The following is a 25680-nucleotide window of genomic DNA, read 5'->3' as shown; positions in this document are numbered from 1 at the left end:
AGCAATTATGGCAGCATTTAGTTCGTTAACAGAAAGACTTTCTGGCGCATTCAAGCACTTGCGCAGAAAAGGCAAATTATCCGATTCCGACATAGACGGCACGATTCGCGAAATCCGCCGCGCACTTTTAGACGCAGACGTGGCTCTAGACGTTGTGCGATCTTTTACCGCTAAAATCCGCGAGCGCGCACTAGGCGAAGAAGTTTCTAGCGCACTAAATCCTGCGCAACAGGTTGTGCGAATTGTAAACGACGAGCTTACAAACGTTTTGGGCGCAGGCGTTGAGCGACCGCTGAATTTTGCAAAATACCCTCCAACCGTAATCATGCTTGCTGGCTTGCAAGGCGCTGGTAAAACAACGCTCGCAGGAAAATTGGGCTACTGGCTTAAGGATTCGGGCCATACGCCTTTGCTTGTTGCGGCGGATTTGCAGCGCCCTAACGCCGTTACGCAGCTTGAGGTTGTTGCCGAGCGCGCAGGCGTGGCGATTTTTGCGCCAGAACGAGGCGTGCAAAGTGATGGCGGCAGCGAAGTCGTTTCGGCTGGTTTAGCAACTGGAGACCCTGTTAAGGTTGCGCGAGATTCCATCGACTACGCGCGCGCAAAAATGTACGACACGGTTATTATCGATACCGCTGGTCGCCTTGGCGTGGACGATGCTCTTATGCAGCAGGCGCGCGAAATTCGCGATACTGTTAATCCGCAAGAAATCCTGTTTGTTATAGACGCCATGATTGGTCAGGATGCCGTTCGCACGGCTCAAGCGTTTAACGAGGGCGTTGACTTTACGGGCGTTGTGCTTTCTAAGTTAGATGGCGATGCGCGAGGCGGCGCTGCGCTATCTGTTGCAAGCGTAACTGGCAAGCCGATTTTGTTCGCTTCTACTGGCGAAGGTTTGAAGGATTTTGAGATTTTCCACCCAGATAGAATGGCCTCCAGAATCCTAGATATGGGCGATATTCTAACGCTTATTGAGAATGCGCAAAAACAGTTTGACGAGGAAGAGTCTAGAAAAGCGGCCGCCAAAATATCTGAAGGAACTTTTGGACTAGATGACTTTTTGGATCAGCTTCAGCAGGTTAAAAAGCTTGGTTCTATGAAGAAAATTCTTGGCATGATGCCTGGAATGGCGGCGCACAGGCAAGAGCTTGAGCAGTTTGACGACCGCGAGATAGACCGCACAGAGGCGATTATTCGCTCGATGACGCCTAAGGAACGCAAAGACACCAAGATTATTGATGGTTCTAGGCGCGCGCGAATCGCAGCTGGCGCAGGCGTTTCAGTTTCCGCGGTGAATGCGCTTTTGCAACGCTTTGAGCAAGCAGCTAAGATGATGAAGCGCATGAGCAATGGCGGCGGCGCAGGAATGCCTGGAATGGGCGGAATTCCTGGGTTTGGCGGCGGAGCTGGAAAGTCTAAGCGTAAAGACAAAAAGAGCAAGAAGAAGGGCGGAAAGTCTGGCAATCCTATGCGCCGCGAGGCCGAAGAGCGCGCTCTCAGAGACCGCTTGTCTGGAAATTCTTATGCAAATAATGCAAATGATGGCGATGACGCTGGCGAGTCTGCCTTTATGAAGAAGAAGCAGGATTTGCCTAATAATTTGCCAGAAAATCTTCAAAATCTTATGAGTGGCGAAGGTGATTTTGCTGGCGGAATGCCTGATTTGCCGCCTAATTTGGGTGGCGGACTCGCAGGACTTTTCGGCAGATAATGCAAATAATGCGAATAATCCATATAACCAGTAGATGATTTACTCGATTTTACTTGCGATTTTATTTATTTCGCTTGTTTTGCTTCTAGTTTGGCAGCTGCTTAGGTGGCTGCCAGCTGGAGCGGATAAGCTAAAACCATTGCCATATGTTATTGCGCTGCTTCCGATTGCGCCGTTTTGCGCAGGGTTTGGGCTAATCGCCAGCGCTGTGGCTGCAGTTGCAACACGCTCGCAAAATGAATTTTATAAATCTTACGTATTTTTGTGCGTTGCATATGCACTGTTATTCTTAATCTCTTTGAAATCGTATACGCCGTATTTTGCAAGAAGATTGATGCGAATAAAACAGGAAAAATCGCCAGAACCATCACTAGAAAAATCACTAGAAATCCGCGTTATGACGCTTAATTGCAGATATGGCCGCGCAAACGCAAGTCAAATAATAAAACTCGCAAAAACGCATAAAATCGACACGATTCTTTTACAAGAAGTTAGCGAAAAACTTGTAAAAAACCTTGAAAAACTTGGGATTAGGCGCGATTTTGCGCATGTACAATTGGGAAATACAAACAACCACGAAAATGGCGGATTTAACGCGATTTATACGCGACTAAGCAATATTAAGGAATCTTTTGGCAAGTCGATTAAGATTGATGCAGCAAACGTGCCAATTGTTACGGCGGTTGCTTGCGACTCGTCTTTAGAAGCTGGCGATTCTTCCGCGGAAAATCTTCTAATAACATTTGCCTCAGCGCATCCAAAGTCGCCTATGCGCGGATGCGATGCTTGGAGCAGCGGAATAATGTCGCTTGCAAAAATCGGCGAAAATCACAATAAAAGCGGATGCAAAAAAGTCACAATAATCGGCGGAGACTTAAACTCTACTCCAGACCACCCAAGCTTTAGAAAGCTACTAAAATCAGGCTTTTTAGACGCATCAATGCAAATCGGCAAGCGACTAAAGACTTGGCCAACGTGGCAAAAATGGCCGAATCTTGCGCTTGACCATGTGTTAGTAAAATCAAGCGGATGCATCGCTATAGCCACAGAGCAACGCGCGATTCGCGTGGACGGCAGTGACCACTTTGCGCTAATCGTTTGCGTTTCAATCCTCCTCTAGCTCCTCCTCTATCTCCCCGCTTATTCGCCCGAATAACAATGCTCTTTGCGTACATTACTCCACTAAGCAAGGTAGAGATTCGAGATTTTTCGCGGCGAATGAAGCGAACCTCAGCATGAAATGGTGATTCGCTGAAGCAGCAAGAAAAATCGAGAATCTCGGCGATGAAAGATACGAAAAAGTTTAAGCATGCAAGAGGGCTGGGTGATTCTTGGTCGAACAGTATAAGAGCGGCAGCCGATACCAAATAATCCAATGACACACGCCTACAAACAAGCTTCAACCAAAAACAAAAAATTAAAGCCGAATCGGAACAACCGCAACTCTATACTACACGTAATAGGCGGAGCGTTGTGAGACAAGAATTAGCCAGCCCTCTCGCAACAGTAAATAGGAAATAGGAAATATCGTTCGCGCACTACGCTCTAAGCGCGAAGGCAGGTCGGAGCGTATAGTCCACGCAATCAGTCATAATAGAAAAGTTATTCGCGTGAATCGAAGCCCTCTTATCGACCACGCGAGGAACAGTGGAACTCGCAAGGAGTGCCCCACACCCGAGCGAAATTCTACGACTCTAGTTATAAGGAGAGCCATTTTGGCAACCAAGATTCGTCTTAAGAGATTGGGCAAGAAGTTCTACGCCTTCTATCGCGTTGTAATTTCTGATTCGCGCAACAAGCGTAACGGCAAGTCCATCGAAGAGATCGGCATCTACGATCCAAACAAGCAGCCATCTTTGATTCAGATTAAGTCTGATCGCGCACAGTACTGGCTTGGCGTTGGCGCACAGCCAACCGAACCAGTGTTGAAGCTGCTAAAGATTACTGGCGATTGGCAGAAGTTCAAGGGTCTTGAAGGTGCAGAAGGCACTTTGAAGACTTCCGAAGCTGGCCCAGATGCTCAGGCTCGCGTTGAGGCTGTAGAAGCCGAAGCTCAGAAGCTTAAGGCCGCTAAGTCCGAAGCCGCTGCAAAGGCTCAGGCTGCTGCAGAAGCCGCTAAGAACGAAGCCGAAGAAGCCACTGAAGAAGCTCCAGCAGCAGATGCTGAAGCCGAGGAAAAGGCTGAGTAATTATGCTGGCTCAAGCTGTGGAACATCTCATTAAGAACATTGTGGATTTTCCAGATGACGTATCCGTGCGTTCTCATTCAAACGCTCGCGGCGAACTTTTGCGCGTGCGCGTAAATCCAGAAGACATCGGTCGCGTTATTGGAAGAAACGGTCGTACCGCCAATGCTATTCGTATTGTTGTGCAGGCTCTAAGCCATCGCAACGTGCGCGTAGACATTATGGACGTACGTAAGTGAGATTGAACGTGGCTAAAAACCAACTTTTTGACAACCCTCAGCAAGGTGCAAACACCCTACTGAGGGTTTGTCGTATTGGAAAAGCGCAAGGATTAAAAGGCGAAGTCACGGTTCAAATCTTTACAGACGAACCTTATAATCGCTTTGAACCAGGCAATGTGCTTTACACGCAAGATGGCGAGCGCGAGTTTACAATCGAAGCTTCTCGCACTTTCAAAAACCGCTGGATTCTACTTTTTGAACAAAGCCTAAATCGTAACGACGCAGAGGCATTAAACGGCTTGGAGCTTTACACTAAGGCTCAAAGCGCGGAAGAGTTAGAGCAAGAAAACGCCTGGTATATTAAGGATTTAGTAGGCCTTAGCGCGCGCATTTGTAAGAATAATTCACTTGGTGTTGCTCCTCGCGAAATCGGCAAAGTCGTAGACGTTGTGGACGGCGCTCAGTCGCTGCTTAAAATCCGCCTTTTGGAGCCAGTTGGCGATGATAAAATTGCGCTAGTTCCTTTTGTTCAAGCGCTTGTTCCAGAAGTAAATCTTAAAGACGAATATTTAACTTTAGACCCTCCAGGCGGCTTAATCCCTGGGCTTTAATGCGCAGGATTTAAGCTTAAGGCTTATAAAAATGCAAATCGACATAATCTCCGTATTTCCAGAATATTTTCGCATGCTTGATTTAAGCTTGCTCGGCAAAGCGCAAGATAATGGCCTGCTTAAAATCAACGCGTACAATCTTAGAAGATGGACGCACGACGTTCATCAATCGGTTGACGATACACCAGTTGGCGGCGGCGCTGGAATGGTGATGAAGCCAGAGGTGTGGTCGGAGTGCCTGGATGAGCTGCTTTTTAGTGGCAATAATATCGCAGATAACAGCGGCGATGTCTGCGATGTCTGCGACGACAATAACTGCATCGCAAACAATAGCGTTGATAACGGCACAATTCTAATCTTCCCAAATCCTTCTGCACCACTGTTTTCGCAAAAAGACGCAACGCAATTAGCAAACGCAAAGCGACTCGTGTTTGGATGTGGCCGCTACGAAGGCTACGACGCGCGAATCCCAGAATACTACAAATCGCGCGGCTTAGATGTGCGCGAGTACTCTATTGGCGACTACGTTCTTAACGGCGGCGAAGTTGCTGTTAGCGTTATGGTAGAGGCCATTACGCGCTTGATTCCAGGCTTTATGGGTAACCCTGAGTCGATTGTGGAAGAGTCGTACACGGGCGCGGACGCGATTCTTGAGCATCACCAGTACACGCGTCCAACAACTTGGCGCGGCATTAGTGTGCCTGCGATTCTTACTTCGGGCGACCACGCTAAAGTGGATCGATTCCGTAGAGATGATGCGTTGGAGCGCACAAGTCAAATTAGACCAGATTTGATTGAGAAACTTGATTGCAAGTCGCTTAGTAAGCAGGATAGAAAAACGCTGATTAGCCTTGGATGGGAGGTTTCTGGCGATTCGCCAAAACGCCTATAGAATTTGCACGGTTTCTTATTTGCTGTTGCGCGAAGTTTGAATAAACATAACTGCAGTCTCACCATAGTTGCGCGTGTCGAAAATCTCCCACCCCGCGCAAATCTTAGGCACAACGCTGCGCGCGCTACGCTCCAAAACAATCAACGTATCTGCAGCAGCGCTCACAACGCCCCTATTAACCATGTTTTCAATCAAAAGCTCAACTTGTGCCGTCTCCAACGCGTACGGCGGATCTATAAACACCAAATCGAAAGCCTCGCCGCTGTAGTCTTGCACAAACTGCTCCGCACGCTTTTTATTTACGCGCACGCTTAAATCCTGGCTCCACGCGCTTTGACTTTCTAGCACTTTAACGGTTTTTGCAATTAGTGCCGCCGCAGCCGCGTTAGCCTCTACACACACCAGCTCGTTTGCACCCCTAGAAATCGCCTCTACACCCAACGCAGCGGTTCCAGCGAATAAGTCGAGTACGCGCGCTCCCCCGCACACTCCCCACGAGTCGAGTCTAGAAAAAATCGCCTCTTTTGTGCGGTCTGTTGTTGGTCTTGTACATGACTTTGCGGCGCATAATGGCGTGCCTTTAAATCTTCCTGCAATTACGTGCATATTTTAAGCATATCATTTTAATTTATTTTGCCTTATGCATCTTTTTTACTTGTGTCAAATTTTATCCTTGTTAAAATTGTATTGGTCATTTGTTTATTAACATCAACAAATGTTGCTTAGCACTGGTTTCTGGCGATTTATCCCAAACTACGCTAAACAATGAAGTTTGCTAAAAAGCCTAAGCATAAAATATCTAAATCCCAAATACAACTGACATACAACTAAACAACTAAGGAGCAGCAATGACTTCAATCATTTTAGATTGCGACCCTGGCCACGACGACGCGATGGCAATTCTTCTAGCGCTTGGCAACCCAAACATTGATTTGATTGGCGTAACAACAGTCGGCGGTAATCAAAGCCTCGAAAAAGTTACGTACAACGCGCGAGCAACGCTAGAAATGGCTCACGCAACAAACATTCCAGTTCACGCAGGATGCGATCGCCCAATGATTCGCCCGCTAGAAGTGGCTGCATCCATTCATGGCGAAACTGGCCTAGACGGAGTAACTCTCCCAAAGCCAACTCGCCCATTAGACGAAGGCCACGCAGTAAACTGGATTATCAACACGATTATGAACAGCGAGCCAGGCACGATTACACTTGTTCCAACTGGCCCACTTACAAACATTGCAATGGCTGCGCGAATGGAGCCGCGAATCGTTAGCCGCGTTAAGGAAGTTGTGCTTATGGGCGGCGGCTACCACGTTGGAAATTGGAGCGCGGTCGCAGAATTTAACATTAAGGTAGATCCTGAAGCCGCTCACGTTGTGTTTAATGAAGATTGGCCTATTACAATGGTTGGTCTTGATTTAACGCACCAAGCACTTTGCACACCGCAAGTACAAGCTAAAATCGACGCAATCGGCACACCTCTTTCTGCGTTTGCAAGCGGCTTGATGGACTTCTTCCGCAAAACATACCAAAACAATCAAGATTTTATTGACCCACCTGTGCACGATCCTTGCACGGTTGCGTACTTGATTGACCACAGTGTTGTACAAACTCGCAGATGCCCTCTAGACGTTGAAATTAAAGGCGATTTAACACTTGGAATGACGGTTGCAGACTTGCGCGGACCAGAGCCATCCGCAAGCGAATGCCACACGCAAGTGGCCACTAAGCTTGACTTTAACAAGTTCTGGGATTTGATTATCGACGCTCTAAAGCGAATCGATGGAATCAAATAAGTCAAGTAAGTCAAATAAACCAAATAGTCAAACAATATACATCAAACAAATAAATAAAAGATAATAGAGAAAATCCCTAACAAGAGAAGATCCCTAATAACCAAACAATATATAGGAGTTATTATGACTGAGGTTTCATCTCCAGCTCCACACATGTTAGACAAGGGCGGACGCTCAATCGTAGCACTTATGACCGCACTTCTAGTGGCCATTTTTGCGTTCCAGCTAAACGCATCCATGCTCTCCCCAGCACTCGCCACTATGACGCACGAGCTTAAAACAACGGATACGCAAATCGCGCTAACACAAACTGTGTTCTTTACTGCAGCAGCGCTGTTTTCGCTATTCCTACCTCGCTTGGCAGACCTTGTTGGCCGCAAAAAAGTACTTACAGGCATTCTGATTTCAACCATTTTAGGATGCGTGATTAGCGCCATTGCACCAAATGTTACGGTTCTTATGATTGGCCGAATCCTTCAAGGCGCAAGCGGTCCAGTTGTGCCAATGTGCTTGATTATGCTGCGCGTGCGCGTTAGCGAAGAAAAGCGTTACGCAAAGTTGATGGCAATTTTAACGTCTGTAAATGGCGGAATTGCAGGCGTTGACGCACTTGCAGGCGGCTGGCTCGCAGGCAACTTTGGATTTAGATCCGTGTTTTGTACTATGGCTGTAATCGGCGTGATTGCAGTTCTTTTGGTTATATTCCAGACCGAAGAATCGCACGCTCAAGACACTCCTAAGATGGATTGGGTTGGTGTTGTAACGCTTGGCATCGCGTTCTTGGCTGCATATCTTGCGATTAACGAAATCGGCAAGCTTGCTAGCGCCAACTTGACTCTTGTGGCAGTTCTTGTAGTTCTTGCAATCGTTTTCTTTGTAATCTTCTGGAACGTAGAGGGCAAAAACTCCGCTCCGCTTGTTTCTACAAAATATATGAGCCAACGCCGCACTTGGGGATTGCTTTCTTGCACACTTCTTACAATGACGGGCGTTTTTGCAATCATGAATGGCGTTGTTCCACAGCTTGCACAAGATGTTAAGTCTGGAGCTGCAATGAGCGCAAGTGTGGTTAGCTTTGCAACTCTTACGCCTTACGCAATCATTGGCTTTGTGTTTGGTCCTGTTGCTGGCATGCTTGCTGCAAAGTTTGGATACCGACTCGTTTTGCGCGCTGGAATCCTTGTAAGCGTTCTTGGCGTTGTATTTGGAATGTACGTTGCCGAAATGCCTTCTGTTTTCGCTCTTGTAGTGCTTTCTTTGTGGCTTGGAATTAGCTACGCAGGTGTTGCAAACATTATGCTTAACGGCCTTGGAATTGTGCTTTCTCCTAAAGATAATCCTGGATATTTGCCTGGCATGAATGCTGGCGCGTTTAACCTTGGAGCAGGATTGAGCTTTGCAATTCTTTACGCTGTTATGACCAATTTTGCGCAGAACGCTGGAGCCACCACTGGCTACGTTGCTTCGATGATTGCTGGAATCGTGCTGCTTGCGCTCGCGTTTGCATGCTCGTTCTTGATTCCTAAGCCAGAAGATTGCGAATAATGCTCGCTTTGACTGCGTTACAAATGTCTCAGCAGTGAGACATTTGTAATGTTTTTGGGCCAAAATTCGTTATATTTGTCTCACTCATAAGGCATTTGTAACGTTTTTTGGCCATTTTTCGTTACATTTGCATCATTGATAAGACAAATATAACGTAAGTGTAGCGCTTAGGCCACGCGAACGGCATGATCGATTTTCCGGGTTTTGTACCAAATTTGACCTAAAACACGTACAAAGTGCGGAAGTTTTTCCGCCAAGTGAAGTAGAGATTCGAGATTTTTCGCAGCGTATGAAGCGAACCTCAGCATGAAATGGTGATTCGCTGAAGTAGCAAGAAAAATCGAGAATCTCGGTGATGAAAGATACGAAAAAGTTCTAGATATTCAGAAGGTTTGATGTATTTCTCTACGAGCAATAAATAGCGCTATCCTAAAACCTTAGAATATTAACGTTCATAAGCTATACGTAAAAGCGCGCGTCACTTGCGAGGAGAGAAATACTCAAACCTCGCGCAACACCAAATAGGAAGCCGCGCGATATGCTCTAAGTGAAAAGGCAGGTAATCGTTAGCGCGGTCTAAGCGCGCTAACGTCTTCGCCGCACGTAAAGTCCACTGGACTTTACGTTTGAGCGGCTCAGCGAATCGAGGTGATTTCTCGCGCATTACGCAGCTCGAAATCGTCGATTCACGCGCGCTCATGAATGCTTTGCATACGCTCCTCAACAAGCTCTGGCGTCATCGCCTCGTGCACCGCTTCAACAGACTCCATGTTAAGCGCAGCAGCAGCAACCGCAAATCGCCCAGTCTTAGAATTGTCAAAGTGGTTGTATCGCGCGTAAATCAAAGCAGCAGTCGCAGTATCGCTAGAACCGTTGTCGTTGCCAACAGCCTTAGCGCCTTCGGATCCGTTTCCTCTAGAAACAATCATCCTTTGAACGCGCCGCAAAGGCACAGGATAAAACGCAATGCCTTCCCCAAGAATTCCATACGCAACGCCTTCTCGCCCAGAATTAACAAACACGCGCTTTACTCCGCGCTTAAGCAGCGCCTTTGCGCATTGAATGGCAGACCTTTCGTCTACAGCGCAAATTCCAGTAAGAGCTTGCGATTCTGCAGTGTCTAAAACAAGAGTATCAATGCAATTTAAGCGCGAAAGTATTCTCGGCGCTTTTGCATCCGTTATTGCGCGAACCATAATCGGCTTCTTGTAGTTATCGCATACCCATTCAAACGACTTTTGCGAAATGTTGGTGTCGAGCGCAACAATATCTGCGTTTTCTATGATTGATATTCTTTCACGCAAAAAGTCTGGCGTCATGTAATCGTAGATACTCATATCGTCTAGTGCCAAAAGCCTTTGACCAGAAGCGTCTCCAACGTACATGTAAGACGCTGTCATTGCGTCTGGCAGCTGCTTTGAGTAGCCTATGTCTAGTCCGTTTACAGATGCGTCAATTTTGAACAGTTCGCCATTATGGTCGCCTCCGTACACAGAGACCAGACTTGCGCGCGTGTTCATCCTCTCTAAAGCAACTGCGATATTTCGCCCAACTCCGCCAAGCGCGTAGCGCACTTTTGCAGCGTTCGACGTGTAGTCCATAAGATCTCCGCACGCGATTCCCAAAACATCCATGCTTATTCCGCCGATTACAGTCACGTAGCTTGGTGGCGTAACAATGTAACCTTTGCCTCTAAGGTATCCCTTGCGAATCAAATTAGAAATGTGCGCGGCCACGCCCGATCGCGTAATGCCAGCTAAATCTGCAAGCTCCTGCTGACTAATCATAGGATTCTGCTGAATCCACGACAATATTTGTTGTTCGCGTTCAGTCATCTTTGCCTCGTCTCTCGCGTTTTTACCTTATACTTCTAGAATATTCAAAAATTGTCTTTTTCGCACGTAAATTGTAAAAAATTGTGCGATTTTCTTCTCGATTTTCTTCTAATTGCTCAAAATCGCCGTGCTGCTTCCACGAGTAAAGTCTAAAACCGCTCCAGCGAGTTGCGTGTGATTTTGCAAAGTTGGGTCGCTTGCAAGAATCGAAGTTGCGCATTGCCTTGCGTCTGCAATAATATGCGCGTCTTTAACAACTCGAAGCAACTTTAAGCTTGATTTTCCGCCAGATTGACTATCTCCTAAAACGTCTCCAGCGTTTCTAAGCTCCAAGTCTTTTTGCGCTATTACAAAGCCATCTAGCGATTCTTCTACAACTTGCAAACGCTCTGCTGCCAACTCGTTGCCTTGAGCTGCAGATACCAAAAAAGCCCATGATTGCGTGCCAGAGCGCCCCACTCGTCCCCTAAGTTGATGAAGCTGCGCAAGCCCGAATCGCTCTGCGTTAAAAATCACTATGCAACTTGCTTTTGCAACGTCTACGCCAACTTCGATTACGGTTGTAGAAACCAAGATTTGCACTTTTCCGCTTTCAAAGTCGCTCATAATTTTGCGCTTCTCGTCGTCGCTTGTGCGGCCTGTGAGCTCAGCAAAATTGACGCCACTAAATTGAGCGAGGTTTTTAAGGCGGGTTAAAATTTGCGATACCGTGTGAATTTGTGAGTTTACTTGCGAATTTTCTTGCGAATCGTTTAGTGGATTAGATTCGTATGCGCCAAAATCGCCAGCAACCGCGCAATCGCCATTATCTCCGTTATCGTCATTATCTCCGTTATCGTCATCGTCTATTCGCGCACAAACAATGTACGCGCGCTCCCCTGCATCGATTCTAGAGCGAATGTGACTAAACATTGCGGCCATTTTTGCAAAGTCCATCTCGTTTATAACAAACGTGCGAATCGGCTTTCGGCCGCCTGGAAGCTCCGTTAAGTAAGACGCGTCTAAATCGCCAAACCAAGTCATTGCAGCGCTTCTAGGGATCGGCGTAGCCGTCATAACAAGAAGATGAACATCCGCATTATTGCTCATTTTGCGTATAAGCGAATCGCGCTGCTCAACGCCAAATCTGTGTTGCTCGTCTATAATCGCAAGCGCAAGGTTTGTGGGCTTAAAACTAGCGGAAAATGCGGCATGAGTGGCCACAATAATCGAAGGCTCGCCGCTTGCTACTTTTGCCAAAGCACTTCTTCGATCCGCCAGCTTCATTCCGCCCGTCACAAGCGTAATTTCAACGTTTATATGCGCGCGCGCAATCATTTTGCGCAAATTTTCGGCGTGTTGATGAGCCAGCACTTGAGTTGGCGCAACAAGAACCGCTTGGTAGCCCGAACCAACAGCTTGAAGCATTGCGCTCATTGCAACAACCGTCTTTCCAGAGCCGACTTCTCCTTGCAAAAGGCGACGCATTGGTTTTAATGGGGACTCTGCGGCTGCTTGCGATTCGCCCTGCGCATCTTGCAAGTGTTTGAGCGAATTGCCTTGCATATCTTCCGTAATCTCGCTAATAACGTTTTTTTGGCCTTCCGTCAACGCAAATGGCAAACTTTCTTCAAACTGCTGCCTTAAAGCGCCATTGTTGCATTTATAAGCAGATCCTAGACGCGAATTTTCGCGCGATTGCAAAACAGCAATTTGAGATATAAACGCCTCTTCAAAACGCATTGTGTTAATTGCACGCGCAAAATCCTCTTTGCTTTGCGGATTGTGGATTGATTCAAACGCATCCGTGCGGTGCATAAGATTTTTACTTGCGATTACGGATTGTGGAAGAATGTCTGGCAGGGATTCTGGCAAGGATTCAGGCGCAAAATCGCCACTATCACAACTCTTAAAAAGTTGCAATAATCCTAAAATCGTCTCGTGAATATGGTCGCTAGAAATACGCGAATTTGCGTGATAAATCGGCTGCGGAGCGCATAACTTTTCAAACGCTTCTTCAACACTTTGCGCAGCAAAATCGCCAGAAGATGTTCCAACAGACGCGCTAGATTTCTCATCGTTGCTCGACTCGCCATCATTGCTCACCGCCGCCAAAACGCTTATAACTTGCGGATGCGTAAATTGCAAAACGCCATTAAACGCGCCGCTCGTGCCGCCCACAACAACGGTTTGACCAACGCTCATGCGGCTGCTAACCCATTGCGCGTATTGCTTGCTTTTTGAAAAATAGACGATTTGAGCGCGCGACGTATCTTGCGCAACGTTTACATCTAGGCGATACCCTCTTCGCGCATTCATTTGCACTAAGTTGATGGACTGTATAATCGCACAAAACGCCACTTCTTGACCTGGCAAAATTTGGCTTAAATGCGCACGTTTTAGCGGATTTGTGACTCTAAACGGGTAGTACGTTAGCGCGTCTTTTACTGTGACTACACCTAGCGATTTTAGGGCAGACACGCGGCGCTTGTTGCCTACGATTGAAGATATTGCTGTGTTAAGTGTTATGCGTGCTGCCATACTTCGATTATAATCGTTGCGCTAAGATTTAAGCGCGCCGTAACGCTCGCACAACTTTCCGCACTTTGTAGCTCAAAACAGCATGTAGGACTACAAAACCCGTCAAACAACTCCGCACTTTGTACCAAATTCGACCCAAACACGTACAAAAAGCGGAACCAATTGACGCACTTTGTACCAAAATCGACCCAAAACACGTACAAAAAGCGGAAATGTCGCGAGCTACGCTCTAAGCGAAAAGACAGGTCGGAGCGAACAAAAAAAGCCCCGAGCACTGCTCAGGGCCTTACATTTAACACGCGATTCACGCTTCAACACGCTGAACCTTGCCTGCCTTAATGCATTTTACGCACACACGAAGGCGAACATTTTCGCCATCAATGGTGGTGCGAACTGGCTGAAGGTTCGGGCGGAAGGTGCGCTTATTGCGAATGTGCGAATGTGAAACACTGAAACCGGTCTGCGGTCCCTTGCCACATACTGCGCAACGAGCTGCCATAATGGACTCCTATTTTCTTTGACTTGCAAGTCTTGCGTCGCTCATCCATGCAAATCCAAACGCGACTAACCAATGTTAAATCGCATAAACAAATAAGCATGCCTGAACGCACAACTACACAAGTATATCACTACGCCAGACATTACAGCGAGAACGGCTTGCCATCAATCAAGATGCGCGAATTTTGGCGCAAATCCGCAACATTCTTGCATCCAAGCAACGCCATAATCACGCGAATCTGCGCCTTCCAATACTCAATTTGATCAACAAGCGCATCCTGTCCACAGCAAGTGAGCGTATGCAAGAACTCGCCCGCAACTCCAACCGCACTCGCCCCAAGCTTTAGCGCGCGCACAACATCAAGCGGCGTACGCACTCCTCCGCTTGCAAACACTTGCATTTGCGCACTATCGCAAGCAGCCGCACAATCGCAAGAATCGCGCAAAATCTCATCACATTGCGCTATGTCTAGTAACGATTCAACAGTGGTAAGCCCCCAGGAATCTAGGAACTCGTAGTCGCGCACACCCCCACGTCTTGCATTTTCAATCGCAACAAAATTCGTGCCTCCGCGTCCGCCAACGTCCACCGCACGCACGCCCACATTTTGCAACCGCAAAACATCTTTTGCGCTCATTCCGCATCCAGTTTCCTTAACAACAACTGGCACTTTCATTGCATCAAGCGCGCGCACAACAGCCTCAATATTGCTAAGCCACGCGCTAAAATCGCGGTCGCCTTCGCTCATAACAAGCTCTTGCGCCGCATTAAGGTGGATTTGCAACGCGTTTGCTTGCAAAATTTCAACAGCTTTAATCGCCTGCTCAACGCTTGCGCCTGCGCTCACATTCGCCATAACAAATCCGCGCGGATTAAAGCGCCGAATCACGCTAAAGGTTTCTGCAAGATGCGGATTTTTAAGCGCTGCGCTTAGCGAGCCACACGCCATTGCTACACCAGTTTTTGCTGCCACTCTAGCTAGCAACGCGTTTATATTTTCGCCATTCTTGCTGCCACCCGTCATTGCGTTAATGTACAGCGGAACGTCCCATTTTTCGGCGACACAAAACACACTCACGCTTGTATCTACGTCGCTTAGCGCCAATTGCGGCAACGCGTTTGGAATAAATCGCACTTGTTCAAAACCAGATTCCGCGTGCGATTTATATTGTTCGCACGCAAGTTTTATGTGATCGTCTTTGCGCTGCTCGATAAGCGAAGAGTCGCGATTTTCATCAAATTCCGCGACTTTCAGATTAAGCGCCTCAATCCCACTTTTTTGCCATTCGTCTTTAATTCGATTAGCCACTGCATCAAAATCTTGTGCGCGCGCAATCGCGATTCCGCAATCTCCTCCGCCTGCTCCACTTGTTTTGGATGGCAATCCTGCACTGTTGGCAACTTCGATTAGCTGCGTAAGTTTTTGTGTTTCGATTAGCGTTCCCGTGATTTCGCCAAGATCTTTTAGCAACGCACGATTTTGCGCGAATCCGCTTAATAACGCGTTAAAATCCCCATTTTCTAGCGCATTTGCGATTTTTTGCACACATTTTTCGCTTTGCACGCAAAAATCTTCGTATGCTTTAGCGTATGTTTTAGCGTATGTTTTATCAATATTATTCACGCTTAAAGTGCCGCTTGCCTCAGATTTCACGCCAGATTTTACTCCAGCTTTTACGCTTCCAACAAGCTCCGCGCTACTGGCAGGGCTCCCAGTCCACCCAACTAAAAGTCGAAAGCCTGCGCCCACTTTTAAGCGTTTTACAACAAACCGCGGCCACTTTTTTTGCAACAACTCGTGTAGGCTTGAGTCGCCGCTTTCAATCATTTCTACTTCTGCTTTAAGCCATTCGCGATTGTACGCGCGGTACAATACCCATCCGCCGTATGCGCTGGCTGCCACGTCTCCGCCGCTTCCCGACTTTTTTACTAGCGAAGACGCAATTATGGCTAATTTGCACAATTCTGACGTTGCAAGCGCCAATCCGTACCATTCGCACAGTGCGCGCACAGCCGCCACCGTTACTGCAGCCGAAGATCCAAGCCCGTATTTTTTGCCCGTTTTTTTATCGTCTAAATCGCTTTCAATGTGTACGTTGTATTCGCGCGTGTTGCCCAGTGCTTCCGCCGAACCCAACGCGCCCACCTCGCGCGCATATTCGTCCACTACGTTCATTGCGGAAATCACGTACGCGTAGTATTTTTTAATTTTTTCTACATTAGTTTGTTCTAGCAAATCGTTGGTTGCTGGCGATTCTTCCGCTGGCAAATCGCAAGCAGCCGCGCGATCACCGCATCCGCATCCATCATTTTTATCTAAAATAAATTCCTTGTTATTGCCAAAACGCGCGCCGCCAAACTTCCAATATAATGGCTCAAAATTTTTATCCTCACACGCAATTTTTCCGTAAAAATTCCTGCTGTAAAAATTCCTGCCACAGTCGGCATCTTCAGAAAAATCGCAAGCTCCAGCCGCGTCAACCGTAACTTTAACATAACGATTCACAGCTGCTACGATTGCCGCTCTTCCATCCACAACAGCGTATTCGCCTGCAATATAAAGCTTTCCAGGAGCTTCCGCTTGAAACTTAGTCATGATTTTCTCCGTACGCCGTTACGCTAACCGCATCGCCTGTGCGCGCAATAACAAACTGCGGATTGGATTGCGCTGATTCAACAGATTCCGCAAAATCCGCATGAGGCAAATCCGCCAAATCCGCCGATTTCTGCGACTCGCGCAAACTCTTAATCTCACTCAACACGCGCAGCCTCAACTCGTTTTTAACGCGCAAAACTTGCTCCGCACTAGTTAAAACCTTAACATTTGGACCTGCGTCCATTGTAGCCCAAACAGGCCACCCCTCGCCGCGCATTTGCAGCACAACTTTAAGCACGGCGTGCGATTCTTCGCTAAGGTAGTCAACGCTAGGATTGGCCGCGCGCATTGCAGCATGCATTCCTAAAGCGTTTCGCTCCGAGACCTCGCCCAACGCCTCTAAATCGCAGTTTTTAATCGCTTGCAGAGCCGTTGCAATGTCATCTTTACAACTTTCAATCCAACTTTTATAAAGCGGCGATGTTTCAACCGTTTGCCGCATTGCATTGCGGCTCGAAATCTTCTTTTTGCTTGGATTCAAAACAACAGCCACCATTGCAAGATTCAAATCTTTTGGCGATTCAATTGGCTCCGCGTAACTTGTTTCGCTACTCACGCCCGCGTTCCACAACACCAATCCGCCATAAATCGACCTGCATGCCGACCCCGACCCTTTGCGCGCTAAAATCGAAAGTTCGCGCGCGTTTAACCTAAGACCAGACGCATACGCTGCAGCCGCAGCCAGCGCTGCAAAACCCGAGGCGCTAGACGCAAGACCTGCAGCCGTTGGAACCGTGTTTTTGCTTACGACTCGCGCATGGATTTCGATTCCAGCCATTTTCCGCACCATGTCTAGCATTCTTACGATTCGCGCGCGCTCTTCGCTTTGCAATAAATCGCCACTAAGCTCTGTGTTGTTTAAGCAAACGGAGTCTTCTTTTAGAAAATCGTCAAAATGCACGCTAGTTTTAGTGGAAAATCCTCCTAAAGTCAAAGATAGCGAGGAAGAATACGGCAAAATAAGCTGCTCATCGCGCTTTCCCCAATACTTGATTAGCGCAATGTTGGCGTTTGCTTCCGTGATTGCGCAATGCGTTTGCATCGACTCGTCAAACGCTATTTTTGGCTCAATTTCAACGTTTTCCACAATAACCTTTCTAAAACCTTTCTATAACCTTTCTAACTGCCAATTTCCACAATCCACGTTTTGGCAGCACCTGCACGCTCTAAAGCCAGCGCCACTTTAAGCGCATCCTCGTAGTTTTGCGCAAGCGCGATAACGCATCCGCCGCCGCCGCCTCCAGTCAGCTTTGCTCCCAAAGCACCACTTTTGCACGCAGCACTAACCAACTCGTCTAATAGTGGCGTGCTCACGCCTAATTGCGCAAGAATCTTGTGCGCGCGGCTCATCTTAAGCCCAATTTCCAGCGGCCGCCCAAGCTCTAAATCATCTTGCGCGCTAATAGCGATTTTCCCAAGCTGCTCTAGCATCGCATCAACCGCATGCGGATTCAAATCGTGCTTTTTGCGCAATGCTTCAACCGTATCGCGCGTTTGACCCTTGCACCCCGAATCAGCCAAAACAAGCCACGCGTGCAATCGTATATTTATATTGCTAAATTCGCCGCGCAAAAATCGCACCGCACGCGCCGAAGCAGTAGCCTTAGCGTCTAATCCAGATGCCTTTCCATGAGCAATATTTTCTGCCTCCTGCGTAAGCGCAAAAAGCTGACCCTCGCTGGCTTCAATCGCGTAATAGTCTAGAATCGCGCGAATTACAGCACCTGCAGCTGCAGCCGACGACCCCAATCCTCGCTCTGGCGGAAAATCGCAAGCTGTTTCCACTTGTAACGCTTCGCCGTGCCAATTCGCAAATTGCAAAGCCTTATAAATCGCGGTTTTAATGGAGTTCAAACGCTTTGGTGCATTTTTTAATGGCCCGCAAAAATCCAACGCTTTAAGCGTTACGTAACTTTGAGCAAGCTCTTGCAAGCTGTTTTTATTAGGATTATTTTCGATTTGGGTAACTAGCTCGTCGGTTGCTTGCGACTTTTGCGCACCTGCGTTTAATTCGTTTTCTGCGTTTTGTGCGTTGTATGCCTTTTCTGCGTTTGCGCTACTAACTGTTGCGCGCATCTTAAGATTTTTCAGCGGAAGAGCCACTGCACTGTAGCCATAAACAACCGAATGCTCACCAAAAAGAATTACTTTTGCGCAAGTCTGCCCAACGCCAATGCGATTATGTACGCGATTTTTTGTGCGCTCATTATTGCAATCGCACGGATTAGACGCGTGGCGATTCGCTAAAGTATTGCACTCAGTCACTAATCCTCCTTTGCGACGCACTGGTTCACTTATTGGCATTGCTTAATTATTAGCATTGCATAATTGCGCAAATGCTCGCTTTTGCATGTTAAGTCTATTTATCAACTTTTATAATTTAGTAGCTAAAACGATTCAACACCACGATTTGCGCAATACGCACACAACACATTCACATTTCCGCTTCATGTAGTGCGTTTGTATCACAACACGCCATAAATCAGGTACAAACACACTACAGTTCTGCGTGTTTATGTAGTGCGATTGTACTAAAAAACACCAAAATCAAATACAAACACACTACATGACAGGTAATCGTTCGCGCGGTCTAAGCGCGCGAACGTCTTCGCAGCGCAGAAGCAGTGCTTCTGCCTTGAGCTGCTCAGCGCTCCGAATTACCTTTTCGCGCTACGCTTTAAGCGAAAAGGCAGGTCGTCGCGAATAAAAAAGCTCTGCGCAAATCGCAGCAAGTAAAACTCACCACAATTCGCACAGAGCCAATGCTTAAGATCAATCCAAATGGATTGCCTCCCATCGCAAATTCCGCAAAATCACAAGCAATCGCAAGAAAACTTGCAAGAACTCACAAAACCCACGTGGGAAGCTGGAACACGTTTAACTACTCAGCTACAACCTTAACAGTAAAGGAAGCGCTAATTTCTGGGTGAAGAGCCACAGTTGCTGGGAATTCGCCAGTGGTCTTGATTGCAGCAACGCTAATAGCGCGTGCTTCAACGGCGGCCTTTGGTGCCAAAGCAGCAGCAATCTTATCGGCGGAAATACCACCGAAGAGCTTACCAGACTCGCTCACCTTAGCGGCGATTTCTACAACAGTGCCTTCGATTGCGGCCTTAGCTGCAACAGCCTCTTCGCGAGTGGCAACAGCCTTAGCCAAGCGTGCGCGACGCATCGCTTCAATCTGGGAAGCAGCGCCCTTATTCCACGCAAAGGCCAAGCCCTGTGGAATCAAGTAGTTACGTGCGTAACCAGCCTTAACAGTAATAACGTCACCAGAGTGACCCAAGTTTGCAACGGTCTTGGTGAGAATAACCTTGGTTTCTGCCATGTTCTATCCTCTCAATCAGCGACCAGTAGTGGCGTATGGGAGCAAAGCCATCTCGCGAGCGTTCTTAACGGCCTTCGCGATCTTGCGCTGTTCCTGTACGGTTACACCAGTAATACGACGGGAACGAATCTTGCCGCGGTCCGAAACGAACTTACGCAACAAAGCAACGTCCTTGTAATCAATTTCAGTAATCTTGGCAGCCTTCAAAGGATTTGGCTTCTTCTTAAAAGGCTTGACCGGTGGTTGCGGCCTCTTACGTGACATAGGATGTCCTCTCTTAAATGCGTTAAACTTTTTGTTTTTGTTTATACGCTAAACTGATGTTTTTAATTGTAAAGTCGTATTTAGATTTTTACCAGCATTAGTTTTACAAGCAATAAGTCATATTCGCTAAACTATCTGCCCTAAAGCAGCGGCGACTAGACGCCATTAGCGCGCGCATAAAACTAGAAAAACTAGAAAAACTAGAACTCTGGCTCTTCGTCTGTTCCACCAAAATCGGAGCTAGCTCCAAACGTTGCAAATCCGCCGTTTGATGGAGCAGAAGCACTCCACGGGTCTTCAACGTTTACGCCCTGATTAGCGCCATTTTGCGCATTCATTCCAGCACCAGCAGCCGCACTATTCGCATAATTCGCGCCGCCAGCATAACCGCCAGTGTATCCACCAGCATTCATTCCAGCTCCAGCACCAGCGCCCTGATTGAATCCGCCATTGTTCCCAGCAAAACCGCCCTTCGAGCTCAAACGATTAACCTGAGCGGTTGCAAAACGCAAGGATGGCCCAATCTCATCAATCATCAAATCAATGCTGTATCGTTTTTCGTTGCTGTTTTTATCAACGTAGTTGTTTGCACGCAACCTACCCTGAATAATAACGCGCATTCCCTTAGTAAGTGTTTGTGCGCAATGCTCAGCTAAGTCGCCCCATGCAACGCATCTAAGCGATAATGGCGTGCCGTTAACGTAGCTGTTTGTTCTTCTGTCAAAAGTAGAGGAATTAGAAACAATCGTAAAAGACGTTCTAACACTACCGTTGGAACTGGTAGCAGTTTCTGGCTCTTTAGCCAAATTACCAATCACGGTTATAACAGTTTCTCCAGCCATCGTAGCCTCTTTTCTATTAAGACTTGGAACAATTTCGTGGAACAATTTAGAGCAAATCCAATTTGGCTATTTGACTATTTGACTATAAATTAATCAAACTAATCTAAATAAAATTTTGGATATTGTCCCTAAACTTTTGACTTTACTTTGCTTTACTTTGCTTTACTTTGCGTCCTTGCGAAGAATCTTCGTGCGGACTACAGATTCGTTAAGGTTCAAAACACGGTCAAGCTCGTCGCTAAGTGCTGGCTCGGCAGTGTAATTCACTACAACGTAGTTACCTTCGTTCTTGCCATCAATCTCGTAAGCAAGCTTACGGCGACCCCAATAGTCGGTACCATCAACGGAACCGCCCTCTTTGGTGACAAGCTCAAGATACTGCTCGGTCAACTTCTTAAGACCGCGCTCGTCAAGCTCTGGATCGGCAATGAACATCAGTTCATACTTGTGTGCAGACATCACCCACCTCCTTCGGACTATTCGGCTGCGGGCTTTCCACAGCAGGAGTGTGTTTGCAAAATCGTTCGTAAATCAAGTTATTACACAATTTATTACGCGATTATTACGCAATAATTTTTGCATATTTAATTTTACGAACAACCTACTAAGTCTACATCATGCTTGCGACTCACCGCCGCGCAGCTAATCAACAACACTAATGAGCGTAAATATTCCTGTGCTTCATGTCTTCTGGAAGCGCGTTTCTAAGCGAAACAAGCGATCCGGACCTAAACACAGACCTAATTCCAGCAGCCAAAAGAGGCGCAATCGAAAGAACCGTCATATTTTCTAAGCGCTTTTCTTCGGAAACAGGAACTGTATCCGTTAAAATGATTTCGCGCGCGCCACAACTCTTAAGTCGCTCTACTGCAGGGCCAGATAGCAGCGCATGAGTTGCAACCAAAGTAACGGATTTTGCACCAGCGCCTTTAAGTGTGCGCACAGCTTCGCAAATCGTGCCAGCCGTATCAATCATATCGTCTACAACAATGCAATCGCGGCCTTGAATATCTCCAATAATTCCATGCGCTTCCGCGTGATTTGGCCTTGTTATATCGCGCGTTTTGTGAATAAACGCTAATGGCAATCCGCCAAGCTTTGCAGCCCATTGCTCCGAAACCTTGATTCGCCCTGCGTCTGGAGAAACAATCGTAGTGTTTTCTAGGCTCATAGTATTGCGAACGTAGTCAATCAAAACTGGCATAGCTGTTAAGTGATCCACAGGACCGTCGAAGAATCCCTGCTCTTGAGCCGCGTGCATGTCTACAGTCAAAATACGAGTAGCTCCAGCAGATCGGAACAAGTCAAACATAAGTCGCGCTGTAATTGGCTCGCGGCCTTGATGCTTTTTGTCTTGACGCGAATACCCAAAGAAAGGCGCAACAACGTTTATGCTTCTAGCGGATGCTCGCCTTAAAGAATCCACCATAAGCAGCTGCTCCATAATCCAATTGTTGATTGGATCGGTGTGCGCTTGCAAAACAAAAACGTCTGCGCCTCTAACTGGCTGCGTAAAGCGCACATACATCTCCCCGTTTGCAAAATCGTAGGCAGTTGTTTCCAGCACGTCTATTCCAAGGTAGTTGGCGGTTTCTTCCGCAAGTTGTGGATACGCTCTACCCGTTACAAGCATCATTTGCTTTTTTGGAGTGCCTTCAAGAATTGTTGACATATTTGCCTTCCCGTTTGCAAAATCTGTAAAAACGCATACGCGACTAGTTTAGCAGCATACAACGCCACTACTCAAATGCGCGAACAACCTGCTGCGCACTTCCATACGAGCTTTGCGCTCCAAATCCCATTGCTGCATACGCCGAAACGTAAGTGGCAACTTGTGCGCTTTGCGCTAGACTAAAGCCAGCGGCAAGTCCTGCTAAAACGGTTCCCATAAACGCGTCTCCGCAGCCCGTTGTGTCTACTGCTTTAACGCGTTGAGGGCAAATTCGCACAGCCTTTTTGCCATCTTGCGCAGCGTAGTCTAAAACAACCGAGCCTTCTGCGCCAAGCGTTACAACCGCCTCGTCAAAACCATACTCGTGCATAATGCGCGCAGCATCGTGCCAGTCAAAATCATCCCAATTTCCGTCTTCTGGCTCGCTAATTTTAAGCAATTGCGCCATCTCGTGCTCGTTTACAAGAAGTATGCTTGCGTTTTCAATCAACTCGCGTGGCAGCTCGCTTACAAAAGGCGAATTATTTAGCAAAACTTTTACGCCAGCCGCACGCGCAATTTTTGCCGCCGCCGTTACGGTTTCCATTGGGCTTTCTAGGCATAATCCTAAAACGCTTGCGCTGCAAATTGCTTGCTTAACATCGTTTTGGCTAATGTATTCCACGCTCACTTTTGCATTAGACCCTGGAGCGTAAACGATTGTGTTTTCGCCACCTTTTGCGTCTACTGTTATTACTGTTGCGCCACTTTTTACGCCTTCTACGCGCAAAATTCTAGACGTGTCTACTCCAGCAGATTCTAGCGTGTTTAGTAGGAATTTTGCATTTTCGTCGCTGCCTACCGCGCCAAACATTTGCACGTTCGCGCCGATTTTCGCTGCAGAAACGGCCTGATTCCCCGATTTTCCGCCTGGAAGAACGCGCAAATCACTGCCATTTACGGTTTCTCCAGGATTTGGAAGACGATCTGCAACTATTGTGTAATCTGCGTTCATGGAGCCTACTACAGCAACGTGATTGCTTGATTCGCCTATCTTTTTTAGCGCGCTAGCAAGCATTTCGCCACTTAGTGGCGTAGTCTTTTCCATAATAAATCCTTTCGTAAAACTCCATTAATTCGTTATTTAAAAGTAATTAAGCAGTCATTCAAGCGTGACTTAAATCGCAATTTAAGCGCTAGCTAAGTCACAATTAAACCGTGATTAAACCGCGATTAAACTTACGATTAATTCGCCTAATTCTTAAAGCTATGTACAGGCGCTGGAATTCGCCCACCGCGCGAAACGAATTCCTCGCAGCTTTCGGTGTTTACCGGCATAATCGGCGCATATCCCATTAAACCGCCAAAATTGGCCATTTGCCCAACGCTTTTGCCTTCCACAGGAATTATTCGCACAGCAGTTGTTTTTTGATTTATCATGCCGATTGCTGCCTCATCCGCAATCATTCCAGATATTGTTGCAGCAGTTGTGCTTCCAGGAATCGCAATCATATCTAGGCCTACGGAGCATACGCACGTCATTGCTTCTAGCTTTTCTATTTTAAGGCAGACAGACTTTGCAGCAGCAATCATGTTTGCGTCTTCTGAAACAGGTATAAACGCGCCAGAAAGCCCACCAACGTAGCTGCTGGCCATTATTCCGCCCTTTTTAACTTGATCGTTAAGCATTGCAAGAGCGGCTGTTGTGCCAGGCGCGCCAACAGTAGAAAGTCCGATTTTTTCTAGGACTTCGCCTACGGAATCTCCCACGGCTGGTGTTGGCGCAAGCGACAAGTCGATTATTCCAAACGGCACACCAAGCCTTCTAGATGCCTCTTGCGCAACCAACTGGCCAACTCGCGTAATCTTAAAAGCTGTGCGCTTAATCGTCTCGCACAAGAACGCAAAATTCTTGCCACGCGCCTCGTCTAGCGCGCGCGAAACCACGCCTGGCCCAGATACGCCAACGTTTATTACAGCGTCTCCTTCGGTTACGCCGTGGAATCCGCCTGCCATAAATGGATTATCGTCTGGAGCGTTGCAAAATGCAACGAACTTTACGCATCCGTACGAATCACGGTCTGCAGTCGCGCGCGCGATTTGCTTGACTACTCGCCCAAGTAACTCCACGCAATCCATGTCGATTCCAGTTCGCGTAGACCCCACGTTTGCGCTCGAGCACACAATATCCGTCTCGTTCAAGGCTTTTGGCAGCGATTCTATAAGCATGCGATCGGCAGCTGTCATGGATTTTGCAGGCAGAGCGGAGTAGCCGCCAATCAAATCTACTCCAACTTTTTTAGCCGCTTTATCTAGCGCGTGCGCAATTTGCACAAAGTCGTCTGGGCTTTTGCACGCTGCTGCTCCAACTAGGCTTATTGGCGTTACGGTTATGCGCTTGTTTACAATCGGGATTCCGTAGTCGCGCTCAATCGCGCAGCCCGTGCTGACTAAGTCTTTTGCAAGGCGCGTAATCTTGTTGTATACGTTTTCGCACACTTTTTGCACGCTTGCGTCTACGCAGTCTAGCAGATTTATTCCCATTGTTATGGTTCTAACGTCGAGCTTTTCTTGCTCGATCATGGAGTTTGTTTCGCTCACTTCCATAATATTTAGCATGGGCTTCTCCTACTAATCCCTAGATTCTGTGCATGTTTGTAAAGATTTCTGCGCGCTGGCAGTGTATACTAACGCCTATTTCTTCGCCTAGCTTTGCCAATTCTTCGGCCAGCTCTCCAAACTCTACGCTTATTTCGTTTACGTCTACAATCATCATCATGTTAAAGAATCCGTTGACGATTGTTTGAGATATATCTAAAATATTCGCCTTGCTATTTGCTAAATGAGTCGTAACTTTTGCTATGATTCCTACAGCATCTTTGCCCACTACGGTGATTACGGCTTTGTTTTCATCATTATTAGTGGTGTTCATAATCACTCCCTATTGGCTATATGTGATTTTTGCTGCGCAACAGCTGTTCTATCTATTCTGCTTGCCATTCGCGCGCGTTTTGCTCCTTATTTATACTATTGCCCGCCGCGTATAATCGCCTAGTTGTGCAACACGCCAAAGTAGCATCTGAATAAATTTTCATAAAAGGTTAAAAATTTATAATAAAATCC

The 25680-nt window shown here is 47.2% G+C and carries 23 protein-coding genes; 8 read left to right on the top strand and 15 right to left on the bottom strand.

The window, feature by feature from the left end; genetic code table 11:
* Nucleotides 1–7: 7 nt before the first annotated feature.
* From ffh to trmD, 6 genes are all read left to right on the top strand, one after another.
* Nucleotides 8–1711: a signal recognition particle protein gene (ffh, locus tag D0T20_RS02115; protein WP_116438252.1), complete on the top strand. Its 1704-nt coding sequence runs from the start codon at nucleotides 8–10 to the stop codon at nucleotides 1709–1711.
* A 34-nt stretch (nucleotides 1712–1745) separates the two neighbouring features.
* Complete coding sequence (locus D0T20_RS02110; protein ID WP_116438251.1) at nucleotides 1746–2831, top strand: endonuclease/exonuclease/phosphatase family protein; 1086 nt, start codon at nucleotides 1746–1748, stop codon at nucleotides 2829–2831.
* A gap of 595 nt (nucleotides 2832–3426) precedes the next feature.
* Nucleotides 3427–3900 (top strand): 30S ribosomal protein S16, encoded by a 474-nt coding sequence (rpsP, locus tag D0T20_RS02095; RefSeq protein WP_116438250.1) that lies wholly within the window; start codon nucleotides 3427–3429, stop codon nucleotides 3898–3900.
* 2 nt (nucleotides 3901–3902) lie between these two features.
* Nucleotides 3903–4136, top strand: a complete 234-nt coding sequence (locus tag D0T20_RS02090; RefSeq protein ID WP_016636230.1) for an RNA-binding protein — start codon at nucleotides 3903–3905, stop codon at nucleotides 4134–4136.
* Nucleotides 4137–4144: 8 nt separating this feature from the next.
* Nucleotides 4145–4729: a ribosome maturation factor RimM gene (rimM, locus tag D0T20_RS02085; RefSeq protein WP_162861497.1), complete on the top strand. Its 585-nt coding sequence runs from the start codon at nucleotides 4145–4147 to the stop codon at nucleotides 4727–4729.
* A gap of 31 nt (nucleotides 4730–4760) precedes the next feature.
* Nucleotides 4761–5621, top strand: coding sequence for a tRNA (guanosine(37)-N1)-methyltransferase TrmD (trmD, locus tag D0T20_RS02080; RefSeq protein ID WP_116438249.1), 861 nt, complete (start codon nucleotides 4761–4763; stop codon nucleotides 5619–5621).
* A 15-nt stretch (nucleotides 5622–5636) separates the two neighbouring features.
* Here the strand turns inward: trmD and D0T20_RS02075 are convergent, their stop codons facing one another.
* Nucleotides 5637–6227, bottom strand: a complete 591-nt coding sequence (locus D0T20_RS02075; protein ID WP_116438248.1) for an RsmD family RNA methyltransferase — start codon at nucleotides 6225–6227, stop codon at nucleotides 5637–5639.
* A gap of 242 nt (nucleotides 6228–6469) precedes the next feature.
* On the opposite strand from D0T20_RS02075, the gene uriH reads away from it, so the two are divergent.
* Together uriH and uriT are read left to right on the top strand one after the other, a co-directional pair.
* The gene (uriH, locus tag D0T20_RS02070) at nucleotides 6470–7417 is read left to right on the top strand and encodes a uridine-preferring nucleoside hydrolase UriH (RefSeq protein WP_004131838.1); all 948 of its coding nucleotides are present in this window, start codon (nucleotides 6470–6472) and stop codon (nucleotides 7415–7417) included.
* Nucleotides 7418–7540: 123 nt separating this feature from the next.
* Nucleotides 7541–8962, top strand: coding sequence for a uridine transporter UriT (uriT, locus tag D0T20_RS02065; protein ID WP_116438247.1), 1422 nt, complete (start codon nucleotides 7541–7543; stop codon nucleotides 8960–8962).
* Between the two features lie 686 nt (nucleotides 8963–9648).
* Here the strand turns inward: uriT and D0T20_RS02060 are convergent.
* The 14 genes from D0T20_RS02060 to D0T20_RS01990 all read right to left on the bottom strand — a co-directional run bounded on the left by D0T20_RS02060 (nucleotide 9649) and on the right by D0T20_RS01990 (nucleotide 25489).
* On the bottom strand, nucleotides 9649–10797 hold the full coding sequence (locus D0T20_RS02060; protein WP_004131834.1) for a PfkB family carbohydrate kinase: 1149 nt from the start codon (nucleotides 10795–10797) through the stop codon (nucleotides 9649–9651).
* Between the two features lie 108 nt (nucleotides 10798–10905).
* Entirely contained in the window at nucleotides 10906–13317 is a 2412-nt protein-coding gene (locus D0T20_RS02055; RefSeq protein WP_116438246.1) for an ATP-dependent DNA helicase RecG, read from the bottom strand.
* A gap of 304 nt (nucleotides 13318–13621) precedes the next feature.
* Nucleotides 13622–13816 carry a 50S ribosomal protein L28 gene (gene rpmB / locus D0T20_RS02050; RefSeq protein WP_004105392.1) on the bottom strand — a complete coding sequence of 65 codons (195 nt, stop codon included), beginning with the start codon at nucleotides 13814–13816 and terminating at the stop codon, nucleotides 13622–13624.
* Between the two features lie 142 nt (nucleotides 13817–13958).
* A complete protein-coding gene (gene fni, locus D0T20_RS02045) occupies nucleotides 13959–16412 on the bottom strand; it encodes a type 2 isopentenyl-diphosphate Delta-isomerase (protein WP_116438245.1) in 2454 nt (817 codons plus the stop codon).
* Nucleotides 16405–17559: a diphosphomevalonate decarboxylase gene (mvaD, locus tag D0T20_RS02040; RefSeq protein ID WP_116438244.1), complete on the bottom strand. Its 1155-nt coding sequence runs from the start codon at nucleotides 17557–17559 to the stop codon at nucleotides 16405–16407. Before mvaD ends, fni begins: the two co-directional genes overlap by 8 nt.
* Nucleotides 17560–17591: 32 nt before the next feature.
* Entirely contained in the window at nucleotides 17592–18737 is a 1146-nt protein-coding gene (gene mvk / locus D0T20_RS02035) for a mevalonate kinase (protein WP_162862659.1), read from the bottom strand.
* Nucleotides 18738–19353: 616 nt separating this feature from the next.
* Complete coding sequence (rplI, locus tag D0T20_RS02025) at nucleotides 19354–19800, bottom strand: 50S ribosomal protein L9 (RefSeq protein ID WP_004112972.1); 447 nt, start codon at nucleotides 19798–19800, stop codon at nucleotides 19354–19356.
* Nucleotides 19801–19815: 15 nt separating this feature from the next.
* Nucleotides 19816–20064, bottom strand: a complete 249-nt coding sequence (rpsR, locus tag D0T20_RS02020) for a 30S ribosomal protein S18 (RefSeq protein WP_004105399.1) — start codon at nucleotides 20062–20064, stop codon at nucleotides 19816–19818.
* 200 nt (nucleotides 20065–20264) lie between these two features.
* Nucleotides 20265–20906 (bottom strand): single-stranded DNA-binding protein, encoded by a 642-nt coding sequence (ssb, locus tag D0T20_RS02015; RefSeq protein ID WP_016806626.1) that lies wholly within the window; start codon nucleotides 20904–20906, stop codon nucleotides 20265–20267.
* Between the two features lie 162 nt (nucleotides 20907–21068).
* Nucleotides 21069–21365 (bottom strand): 30S ribosomal protein S6, encoded by a 297-nt coding sequence (rpsF, locus tag D0T20_RS02010; protein WP_004131822.1) that lies wholly within the window; start codon nucleotides 21363–21365, stop codon nucleotides 21069–21071.
* A gap of 196 nt (nucleotides 21366–21561) precedes the next feature.
* Nucleotides 21562–22578 carry a ribose-phosphate diphosphokinase gene (locus D0T20_RS02005; RefSeq protein ID WP_115761538.1) on the bottom strand — a complete coding sequence of 339 codons (1017 nt, stop codon included), beginning with the start codon at nucleotides 22576–22578 and terminating at the stop codon, nucleotides 21562–21564.
* 67 nt (nucleotides 22579–22645) lie between these two features.
* A complete protein-coding gene (locus D0T20_RS02000) occupies nucleotides 22646–23668 on the bottom strand; it encodes a ribokinase (RefSeq protein WP_162862713.1) in 1023 nt (340 codons plus the stop codon).
* 143 nt (nucleotides 23669–23811) lie between these two features.
* Nucleotides 23812–25176, bottom strand: coding sequence for a PFL family protein (locus D0T20_RS01995; RefSeq protein WP_116438242.1), 1365 nt, complete (start codon nucleotides 25174–25176; stop codon nucleotides 23812–23814).
* A 19-nt stretch (nucleotides 25177–25195) separates the two neighbouring features.
* A complete protein-coding gene (locus D0T20_RS01990; protein WP_016836341.1) occupies nucleotides 25196–25489 on the bottom strand; it encodes an ACT domain-containing protein in 294 nt (97 codons plus the stop codon).
* Between the last annotated feature and the right edge of the window lie 191 nt (nucleotides 25490–25680).

This window comes from Gardnerella piotii (assembly GCF_003397585.1).
GTDB classification, from domain to species: domain Bacteria; phylum Actinomycetota; class Actinomycetes; order Actinomycetales; family Bifidobacteriaceae; genus Bifidobacterium; species Bifidobacterium piotii.
Note: the sequence above shows the minus strand (reverse complement) of the source record. Positions and strands in the feature narration are given on the sequence as shown.

Excerpts from the sequence above, each read along its gene's own strand:
- rpsF (WP_004131822.1), bottom strand. The coding sequence starts at position 21,365 with ATGTCTGCACACAAGTATGAACTGATGTTCATTGCCGATCCAGAGCTT.
- D0T20_RS02090 (WP_016636230.1), top strand. The coding sequence starts at position 3,903 with ATGCTGGCTCAAGCTGTGGAACATCTCATTAAGAACATTGTGGATTTT.
- uriH (WP_004131838.1), top strand. The coding sequence starts at position 6,470 with ATGACTTCAATCATTTTAGATTGCGACCCTGGCCACGACGACGCGATG.
- ffh (WP_116438252.1), top strand. The coding sequence starts at position 8 with ATGGCAGCATTTAGTTCGTTAACAGAAAGACTTTCTGGCGCATTCAAG.
- D0T20_RS02075 (WP_116438248.1), bottom strand. The coding sequence starts at position 6,227 with ATGCACGTAATTGCAGGAAGATTTAAAGGCACGCCATTATGCGCCGCA.
- D0T20_RS01995 (WP_116438242.1), bottom strand. The coding sequence starts at position 25,176 with ATGCTAAATATTATGGAAGTGAGCGAAACAAACTCCATGATCGAGCAA.
- rplI (WP_004112972.1), bottom strand. The coding sequence starts at position 19,800 with ATGGCAGAAACCAAGGTTATTCTCACCAAGACCGTTGCAAACTTGGGT.
- D0T20_RS02005 (WP_115761538.1), bottom strand. The coding sequence starts at position 22,578 with ATGTCAACAATTCTTGAAGGCACTCCAAAAAAGCAAATGATGCTTGTA.
- D0T20_RS02060 (WP_004131834.1), bottom strand. The coding sequence starts at position 10,797 with ATGACTGAACGCGAACAACAAATATTGTCGTGGATTCAGCAGAATCCT.
- trmD (WP_116438249.1), top strand. The coding sequence starts at position 4,761 with ATGCAAATCGACATAATCTCCGTATTTCCAGAATATTTTCGCATGCTT.
- D0T20_RS01990 (WP_016836341.1), bottom strand. The coding sequence starts at position 25,489 with ATGAACACCACTAATAATGATGAAAACAAAGCCGTAATCACCGTAGTG.
- D0T20_RS02110 (WP_116438251.1), top strand. The coding sequence starts at position 1,746 with ATGATTTACTCGATTTTACTTGCGATTTTATTTATTTCGCTTGTTTTG.
- rpmB (WP_004105392.1), bottom strand. The coding sequence starts at position 13,816 with ATGGCAGCTCGTTGCGCAGTATGTGGCAAGGGACCGCAGACCGGTTTC.
- fni (WP_116438245.1), bottom strand. The coding sequence starts at position 16,412 with ATGACTAAGTTTCAAGCGGAAGCTCCTGGAAAGCTTTATATTGCAGGC.
- rpsR (WP_004105399.1), bottom strand. The coding sequence starts at position 20,064 with ATGTCACGTAAGAGGCCGCAACCACCGGTCAAGCCTTTTAAGAAGAAG.
- D0T20_RS02055 (WP_116438246.1), bottom strand. The coding sequence starts at position 13,317 with ATGGCAGCACGCATAACACTTAACACAGCAATATCTTCAATCGTAGGC.
- ssb (WP_016806626.1), bottom strand. The coding sequence starts at position 20,906 with ATGGCTGGAGAAACTGTTATAACCGTGATTGGTAATTTGGCTAAAGAG.
- uriT (WP_116438247.1), top strand. The coding sequence starts at position 7,541 with ATGACTGAGGTTTCATCTCCAGCTCCACACATGTTAGACAAGGGCGGA.